The 7,855-nt window shown below is 66.6% G+C and carries 5 protein-coding genes and 2 pseudogenes; 3 read left to right on the top strand and 4 right to left on the bottom strand.

Annotated features, from left to right (window positions below):
• Positions 1-13: 13 nt before the first annotated feature.
• Positions 14-994 (bottom strand): IS5 family transposase, encoded by a 981-nt coding sequence (locus RTK35_RS03490; protein WP_222899717.1) that lies wholly within the window; start codon positions 992-994, stop codon positions 14-16.
• Between the two features lie 98 nt (positions 995-1,092).
• Here RTK35_RS03490 and RTK35_RS30450 point away from each other — a divergent pair.
• Together RTK35_RS30450 and RTK35_RS03470 are read left to right on the top strand one after the other, a co-directional pair.
• Positions 1,093-2,249: pseudogene (locus RTK35_RS30450) on the top strand (IS3 family transposase).
• A 30-nt stretch (positions 2,250-2,279) separates the two neighbouring features.
• A pseudogene (locus RTK35_RS03470) lies at positions 2,280-2,570 on the top strand (DDE-type integrase/transposase/recombinase); the annotation flags it as partial.
• Between the two features lie 62 nt (positions 2,571-2,632).
• Here RTK35_RS03470 and RTK35_RS03465 read toward each other — a convergent pair.
• From RTK35_RS03465 to RTK35_RS03455, 3 genes are all read right to left on the bottom strand, one after another.
• Positions 2,633-4,225, bottom strand: a complete 1,593-nt coding sequence (locus RTK35_RS03465; RefSeq protein WP_316907385.1) for a malate:quinone oxidoreductase — start codon at positions 4,223-4,225, stop codon at positions 2,633-2,635.
• A gap of 302 nt (positions 4,226-4,527) precedes the next feature.
• A complete protein-coding gene (locus RTK35_RS03460) occupies positions 4,528-5,058 on the bottom strand; it encodes an HD-GYP domain-containing protein (RefSeq protein ID WP_316907384.1) in 531 nt (176 codons plus the stop codon).
• Positions 5,058-5,786 carry an HD-GYP domain-containing protein gene (locus RTK35_RS03455; protein WP_316907383.1) on the bottom strand — a complete coding sequence of 243 codons (729 nt, stop codon included), beginning with the start codon at positions 5,784-5,786 and terminating at the stop codon, positions 5,058-5,060. Before RTK35_RS03455 ends, RTK35_RS03460 begins: the two co-directional genes overlap by 1 nt.
• Before the next feature lie 252 nt (positions 5,787-6,038).
• Between RTK35_RS03455 and atzF the strand changes: the two genes are divergently transcribed.
• Positions 6,039-7,853 carry an allophanate hydrolase gene (atzF, locus tag RTK35_RS03450; protein ID WP_316907382.1) on the top strand — a complete coding sequence of 605 codons (1,815 nt, stop codon included), beginning with the start codon at positions 6,039-6,041 and terminating at the stop codon, positions 7,851-7,853.
• The last annotated feature ends 2 nt before the right edge of the window (positions 7,854-7,855 follow it).

Here is a 7,855-nt window from a genome sequence, read left to right as displayed (position 1 = left end):
AGCCATTCTCGCGTTACAGGCGCACCTCTCCTGCGCTGGCCAGCAAATGTCGGCGGGCCATCCACAGATTCGACAGGGCAAAGAGCGTCACCATCTGCGCAGTATTCTTGGCCAATCCGCGGAAGCGCACCTTGGTGTAGCCGAACTGCCGCTTGATCACGCGGAATGGATGCTCAACCTTCGCCCGCACTTGAGCCTTGGCTTTCTCAATCTTGCGGATCGCTTTGTACAAGGCACTGCGCTTGCCATGGTTCTTATAGGTGCTGCGTCGGGCCGCGACCTGCCAGATGACTCGGCGGCCTTCATGTTCAGGGCGTTTTTCGACTCCGGTATAACCAGCGTCGGCACACACCACGTTTTCCTCGCCGTGCAGCAGTTTGTCGACCTGGGTGATGTCCGCGACATTGGCGGCGGTCACCACCACGCTGTGCACCAAGCCCGATTCTTCGTCGGCACCGATATGCGCTTTAGCGCCGAAGTAATACTGGTTGCCCTTCTTCGTTTGATGCATCTCCGGGTCACGCTTGCCGTCCTTGTTCTTGGTCGAACTGGGGGCGTGGATCAGCGTGGCATCGACGATAGTGCCCTGGCGCAGCGACAGACCCCGGTCACCCAGGTAGCCATTGATCATCGCCAGAATCCCAGCCGCCAACTCGTGCTTCTCCAGCAGGCGGCGGAAGTTGAGGATGGTGGTTTCGTCGGGAATGCGCTCCAGGCTCAGGCCGGCGAACTGGCGCAGGAGGGTGGTCTCGTACAACGCTTCCTCCATCGCTGGATCGCTGTAGCCGAACCAGTTCTGCATCAGATGTACGCGCAACATCGCCATCAACGGGTACGCCGGACGGCCGCCTTCACCCTTGGGGTAGTGCGGCTCGATCAGGGCAATCAGCCCCTTCCACGGCACCACCTGATCCATCTCGATCAGGAACAGCTCCTTGCGGGTCTGCTTGCGCTTACCGGCGTACTCGGCGTCGGCGAAGGTCATCTGCTTCATCGGAGAACTTAGGCAACGGGATCGGTGTATTTCACCAGATTCGGGAAGTCTTCTTCAGACTTTCCTTAGGTGGATAATGTCCACCGCAAGGAGTGTTCATGACCCAGACCAGACGACGTTTTCCCGAATCCTTCAAACGCGAGGCGGTAGACCAAGTACTTGCAGGCACGCCGCTTCGTCATGTAGCCGAGACGCTGGGCATCGCTGAAAGCCTGTTGGGCAAATGGAAGCGCCAGTACGAGCAGCAAGGTGACGATGCCTTTCCGGGCAACGGCAAGCAGCGAGGCGAGAGCGCGGAACTGCGTCGTCTACGCCAGCAACTGGCTCAGGTCACCATGGAGCGCGATGTTTTAAAAAAGGCGCTCGCCATCTTCTCGCAGCCCACGAAGTGAAGTTCCGCGCCATCGAGGCGTTGGCCGGTCGCTATCCCGTAGCGCCAATGTGTCGGCTGCTGCGGGTATCCCGCAGCGGCTTCTATGCATGGCAGCAGCGGCCACCTTCGGCGAGAGAGATGGCGAATCGGCGTCTGAGCAAGGAGATCCGCACCATCCACCATGAGGTGAATGGGATCTATGGCCATCGCCGAATCAAGGCCGAGTTGGCGGCCATGGGGCATGCGTGTGGTCGACACCGAGTCGCCCGACTGATGCGCGAAGCCGGCCTGCGTGTTCGTTCGCGCAAGCGTTGGCGGCTGGTTTCCAGCAGTCGTCATGCTCTGCCGATTGCCCCGAACCATCTGGATCGCCAGTTCGCCTCGGATCGCGCCAATCGGCACTGGGTCTCGGACATGACCTACGTGCGGACGGCCTAAGGCTGGCTGTATCTGGCCGTCGTGCTCGATCTCTATTCACGCGCTGTCGTCGGTTGGGCGATGCACCACCGCATGCGGCAGGCTTTGGTACATGCCGCGCTGGAGATGGCCGTTGCACGTCGACAGCCGAAAAAAGAAGTGCTGCTGCACTCGGATCGTGGCAGCCAATACTGCGCGTACGACTACCAGGCCTTGCTTCGGCGACATCGAATCGTGCCCAGCCATTCACGTCCGGGGAACTGCTGGGACAACGCCGCGATGGAGAGCTTCTTCCGTTCGCTGAAGGCTGAGCGGGTGTACCTGACTCGCTACGCCAGCTACCAGGAGGCGAAAACCGACCTGTTCGACTACATCCGCTTTTACAATCACCGCCGTCGCCACTCGACGTTGGGCTATCTCAGTCCGATGGAGTTTGAGCGGCGAAATGCGAGCAGTAGCTCTTAACTACCTGTCCACCAGTCCCGGGACAGACCAATCACTTACATTTGGACGCAAGGTCGCTGGCATTACCTGGCGGCGGTGCTGGATCTGCATACAAGGCGAGTGATCGGCTGGGCACTTTCCGTCAAGCCGGATGCTGAGTTGGTCATCAAGGCGCTGGACATAGCCTACGAGCAACGAGGCAAACCGCAGCAGGTGCTGTTTCATTCCGATCAGGGCAGCCAGTACGCAAGCTGCCTGTTTCGGCAGCGGCTGTGGCGATATCGGATAGAGCAAAGCATGAGCCGTCGAGGTAACTGCTGGGACAACTCACCGATGGAGCGGTGCAGCAACGTTATCATTAACCGGGGAAAAATGCCCCGCCCAGGACGGGCGGGGCGGGGGGATCAGAGGGTGGCGGCCGGGGCCGGGGCGCTCTCGGGCTGGACGGGGATGAACTCCAGCTGCAGGCGCTCGTGGCTCCAGGCGCGGGTGCTGTTGGTCAGCTCCAGGTCGTCGTTCAGCTTGCGGCCGTAGGACGGGATGATGGCCTTCAGGCGGGCCTGCCAGGCGTCGCTCTTGAGCTTCTCGGGGAAGGTCTTCTCCAGCACGCTGAGCATGATAGGCGCGGCGGTGGAGGCACCGGGGGAGGCGCCCAGCAGGGCGGCGATGGAGCCGTCGGCGGCGCTGACCACTTCGGTGCCGAACTGCAGCACGCCACCCTTCACCGGGTCCTTCTTGATCACCTGCACGCGCTGGCCGGCCTGGATCAGTTCCCAGTCGGCGTCCTGTGCATCGGGGAAGTACTCACGCAGGGCGGCCATGCGGTCGTCCTGGTCGAGCATCAGCTGGCCGACCAGGTACTGGCTGAGGTCCAGGTTGTCCATGCCGGCGGTGGTCATCGGGCCGATGTTGTCGGTGGTGATGGCGCTGAACATGTCCATGTGCGAGCCGTTCTTCAGGAACTTGGTGGAGAAGGTCGCGAAGGGGCCGAACAGCAGCACTTCCTGGCCGTCCACCACGCGGGTGTCCAGGTGCGGGACGGACATGGGCGGGGAGCCGACCGAGGCCTTGCCGTAGAGCTTGGCGTGGTGACGGGCGACCACGTCCTGGTTGCGGGTCATCAGGAAGGAGCCGCCCACCGGGAAGCCGGCGTAGCCTTCGGCTTCCGCAATGCCGGATTTCTGCAGCAGCTTCAGGGCGCCGCCGCCGGCACCGATGAACACGAAGCGGGCGTTGACCGCGCGCTCGGCGCCGTCGTGGGCCAGGTCGGCCACCACCACCTTCCAGGTGCCGTCTTCGTTGCGCACGATGTCGCGCACTTCATGGCTCAGGTTCAGCTTGAACTTGGGCGACTCGGACAGGGAGGCGAACAGCTGGCGGGTGATCTCGCCGAAGTTCACGTCGGTGCCGATGGGCATGCGGGTGGCGGCGATCTTCTGTGCCGGGTCGCGGTCCTGCATCACCAGCGGCACCCACTGGGCGATCTGCGCGTGGTCTTCGCTGTATTCCATGCCGCGGAACAGGTTGCTGTGCTGCAGGGCGGCGTGGCGCTTCTTCAGGTAGGCGACGTTGTCGTCACCCCAGACGAAGCTCATGTGCGGGACGTTGTTGATGAACGAGCGGGGGTTCTTCAGCACGCCACGGTCGATCTGGTAGGCCCAGAACTGCTTGGAGATCTCGAAGGATTCGTTGATCGCCACGGCCTTGCTGATGTCGATGCCGCCGTCGGCGGTCTCGGGGGTGTAGTTCAGCTCGCAGAAGGCCGAGTGGCCGGTGCCGGCGTTGTTCAGGGCGTTGGAGCTTTCCTCGGCGACCTGGTCGAGGCGTTCGAAGGTCTCGATCGTCCACTCGGGCTCCAGCTCGTGGAGGTAGGTGCCGAGGCTGGCACTCATGATGCCGCCGCCGATCAGCAGCACGTCGAGGGGTTGTTCGGGGGCGTCGGGCTGGGAGCAGCCGACCACGCTCAGGCACGTCAGTGCCAGCAGCAGTTTCTTCATCGATGAACCTTCCAGTCTTCCGGGCTGCGCCTGCCACCCTGTGCACGCGGTGTGGCCGGGCCCTTTGTGAGGGCGCGACCGGGCGGTGGCGCTGCGTTCTTCTGGCCGTCGCATGTGGCGGCGGCTGCGAACGGTGGTCCTGAGACCTCCGTGGGCGGCCGAAATAGCAAGGGCTGTGCCAGATGGTCGCAGGCCAGGTGGCACGGGGCTTGCCGGGAGGCATGCCGGCCGTGGGCTGGCGGGTACCCGCCACCATGGCGGGGTCTGGGAGGCAATGGGTGGCGGAAATCCGCCCACGCGGCTCAGCCGCGGGTACGCGGGTCGATGTAGTAGGTGATGCGCTGGCGAGGGTTGAGGTAGTCCAGTGCTTCGGGCGGCACCTGGGCCGGCCGCAGGGCGGAGGCGATGGCCAGGCGCGGTTCGCGCTCCAGGTCGACGATCAGGGCTTCCTCCTTGGGCACCTGGCTGTCGTAGAGGATCAGCGTCGGCTTCAGCGGCTGGCTCGGGTGCATGCCGAGCACCAGGCCGTAGCGATCGTCCTCCAGCTGCACCAGGCTGCCCGGCGGGTAGACGCCCATGCAGCGGATGAAGGCTTTGAGCATCACGTCGTCGAACCGCGAGCGGTGCAGGGCGAACATCTGCTTCAGCGCTTCGTGGGGGCTGAGGCCGGCGCGCGGGTCGCGCGGGTTGCACAGGCCGTCGAAGTGGTTGGTGATGCACACCACCCGGCTCAGCCGGCCGATGGCGGCCTCGGACAGCTGGCGCGGGTAGCCGGTGCCGTCGCAGTGCTCGTGGTGCTCGTGGATGACCCGCAGCACTTCGTCGTCGAGCATCAGCTGCTGGCCCGGCGCAGGCCGTACTCGGTGTGCAGCTGGCGCAGCAGCTGTTCCGGGCGGGTCAGCGGCTCGGGCTTGAGCAGCACCTGGCTGGGGATGTCCATCTTGCCGATGTCGTGGAGCAGGGCGCCGAGCCCGAGGCTGTGGCAGGCCTCGCTGTCGTAGCCGAGCTGGCGGCCGAGCATCAGCGACAGCACGGTGACGTTGAGCGGGTGCACGTAGGCATCGTCGTGGGCCTTGCCGTTGATGCTGTGCAGCGCGGCGCCGTCTTCGCCCTGGATGGCTTCCACCAATTCGCCTACCACTTCCCCAGCCTGGCGCAGGGCATCTTCTGGCTGGTTGCGCAGGGCCTGGTTCATCGCCTTGACCCGCTGGCTCGCCTGGACGAAGCGGCGGTCCACCTCGGCCAGGCGCGTGCGCAGCTTGCTCAGCTGGACCATCCGCGCCTGGCGCGCGGCTTCTTCCGGTGCTGGCGGGGGCGGGGTGTCCTCCAGCACCTCGGTCGGCGCGGTGATCGGTTGCAGCGGCAGGGGCTCGCAGTCGCTGCGCGACGGGTCGTAGCGCAGGCGCTTGAGGCCGAGCTTGCGCAGGGCGGTGACCTGGTTGTCGTCGCGGATCTTGAAGTTGCTGAAGGTGAAGTCGTGTTCCCACCAGCCCAGTTCGAGCTGGATGTAGAGGCCGACGCACAGCTGGTCGGGGGTGATGTAGACAGGGCTCGTGGGCATGCCGGGGACCGGGATGGCGAAATGCTGGCAAGTCTAGCGCTTTCGGGGGGCCGAGAGCAGCCCGTCCAAGCGATGGGCCGTGCCGCTCGACGGAGGCCCTGCGATGAGGCGCTCACGCACCGTCGGCGGGCGTCCAGCCAGGTGCGTGGGGCCTTTGCAGATGCGACAGGCCGCGTGGTGACTGGGTTCCCGGCTTCTGGTCCGGCGCTTGCAGCGGGCGTCGCCAACTTGGATACAAGATGGAGCGCCCCGATGAAGACCCCGCTGTTGCCCACCACCGGCTGGACCCTGCACGACTGGCAGCAGGCCTACCGTGACGGCCGCCTGCAGCCCGACTGCCTGCATGAGCTGCTGGAGACCCTGCGCGGGGAAGACCCGGCCTGGATCGTGCTGGCCGAACCGGCCCAGCTGACCGAGCGTCTCGCCGCCCTGGCCCGCCAGCTGGAGGCCGCGGGTGGCGACCTGGCGGCCCTGCCTCTCTATGGCGTGCCGTTCGCCATCAAGGACAACATCGACGCCGCCGGCTGGCGCACCAGCGCCGCCTGCCCGGCGTTCGCCTACCTCGCCGAGGCCGATGCCACGGTGGTGGCGCGGCTGCAGGCGGCCGGTGCCGTGTTGCTGGGCAAGACCAACCTGGACCAGTTCGCCACCGGCCTGGTGGGGGTGCGTTCGCCCTTTGGCGCGGTGCCCAATGCCTTCGATCCGGCCTATGTCAGCGGGGGCTCCAGCTCCGGCTCGGCCTCGGTGGTGGCGCGTGGCCTGGTGCCTTTCGCCCTGGGGACCGACACCGCCGGCTCGGGGCGGGTGCCGGCGGGCTTCAACAACATCGTCGGCCTCAAGCCCACCCGGGGCTGGTTGTCGACCCAGGGGCTGGTCCCGGCCTGCCGCAGCCTGGACTGCATCTCGGTGTTCGCCCTGACCGTGGACGATGCCGAGCAGGTGGCGCGATTGGCCGGCGGTTTCGATGAAGCGGACGCCTATGCACGGCGCAACCCGGCCACCGCGCCGGTGGCCATCGGGGCACGGCCGCGACTGGCGGTGCCCGAGGCGCCCGAGTTCTTCGGCGACCGGCGCAACCAGGCGGTGTTCGAGCAGGCCGTGCAGCGTTTCGAGGCCCTGGGCGCCGAGGTGGTGCCCATCGACTTCGGTCCGTTTACCGAGCTGGCCCGCGAGCTGTACCAGGGGCCCTGGGTGGCCGAGCGCACCGTGGCCGTGGGGAGCCTGCTGCAGACCCGGCCCCAGGCGATGGACCCGGTGGTGCGGGGCATCGTCGAGAGCGGCCGCGACTTCAGCGCCTGCGACGCCTACCGCGCCGAGTACCGCCGGGCGGCGCTGGCCCGACGCATCCAGCAGGTGCTGGCAGGGTTCGACGCGCTGCTGGTGCCCACCTCACCGACCCTGCGCACCCAGGCGGAAATGGCCCGCGAGCCGCTGCTCTACAACAGCCAGTTCGGCACCTACACCAACTTCACCAACCTCGCTGACCTGAGTGCCCTGGCGCTGCCGGCGGGGTTCCGCGAGGACGGCCTGCCGGCCGGCATCACCCTGATCGCCCCGGCCTGGCACGACCAGGCCCTGGCCAGCCTGGGGCGACGCTGGCAGGCCGCGCTGGGGCTGCCGCTGGGGGCCACCGGGCGCTCGCTGCCGCCAGCGGCGCCGCCCGTCCCGGCGCCCGAGTGCGTGCGGGTGGCGGTGGTGGGGGCGCACCTGACCGGGATGCCGCTCAACCATCAGCTGACCACCCGTGGTGCGGTGCGGGTGGAGGAGACCCGCACCGCCCCGTGCTACCGCCTGCACGCGCTGGCCGGCTCGGTGCCGCCCAAGCCCGGCCTGGTGCGCGGCCAGGAGGGTGCCGCGATCATCGTCGAGCTGTGGGACGTACCCCTGGCGCGTTTCGGTGAGTTCGTCGCCGAGGTGCCGCCGCCCCTGGGGATCGGCAGCCTGCAACTGGAGGATGGCCGCTGGGTGAAGGGGTTCATCTGCGAGCCCTGCGGCCTGGAAGGCGCCCGCGACATCACGGCCTTCGGGGGCTGGCGCGCCTACGTGGCGACGCTGGGCGGTCGTTGAGC

Origin of the sequence: Pseudomonas sp. zfem003, assembly GCF_032621675.1 — a bacterium.
Lineage (GTDB): Bacteria > Pseudomonadota > Gammaproteobacteria > Pseudomonadales > Pseudomonadaceae > Metapseudomonas > Metapseudomonas otitidis.
Note: the sequence above shows the minus strand (reverse complement) of the source record. Positions and strands in the feature narration are given on the sequence as shown.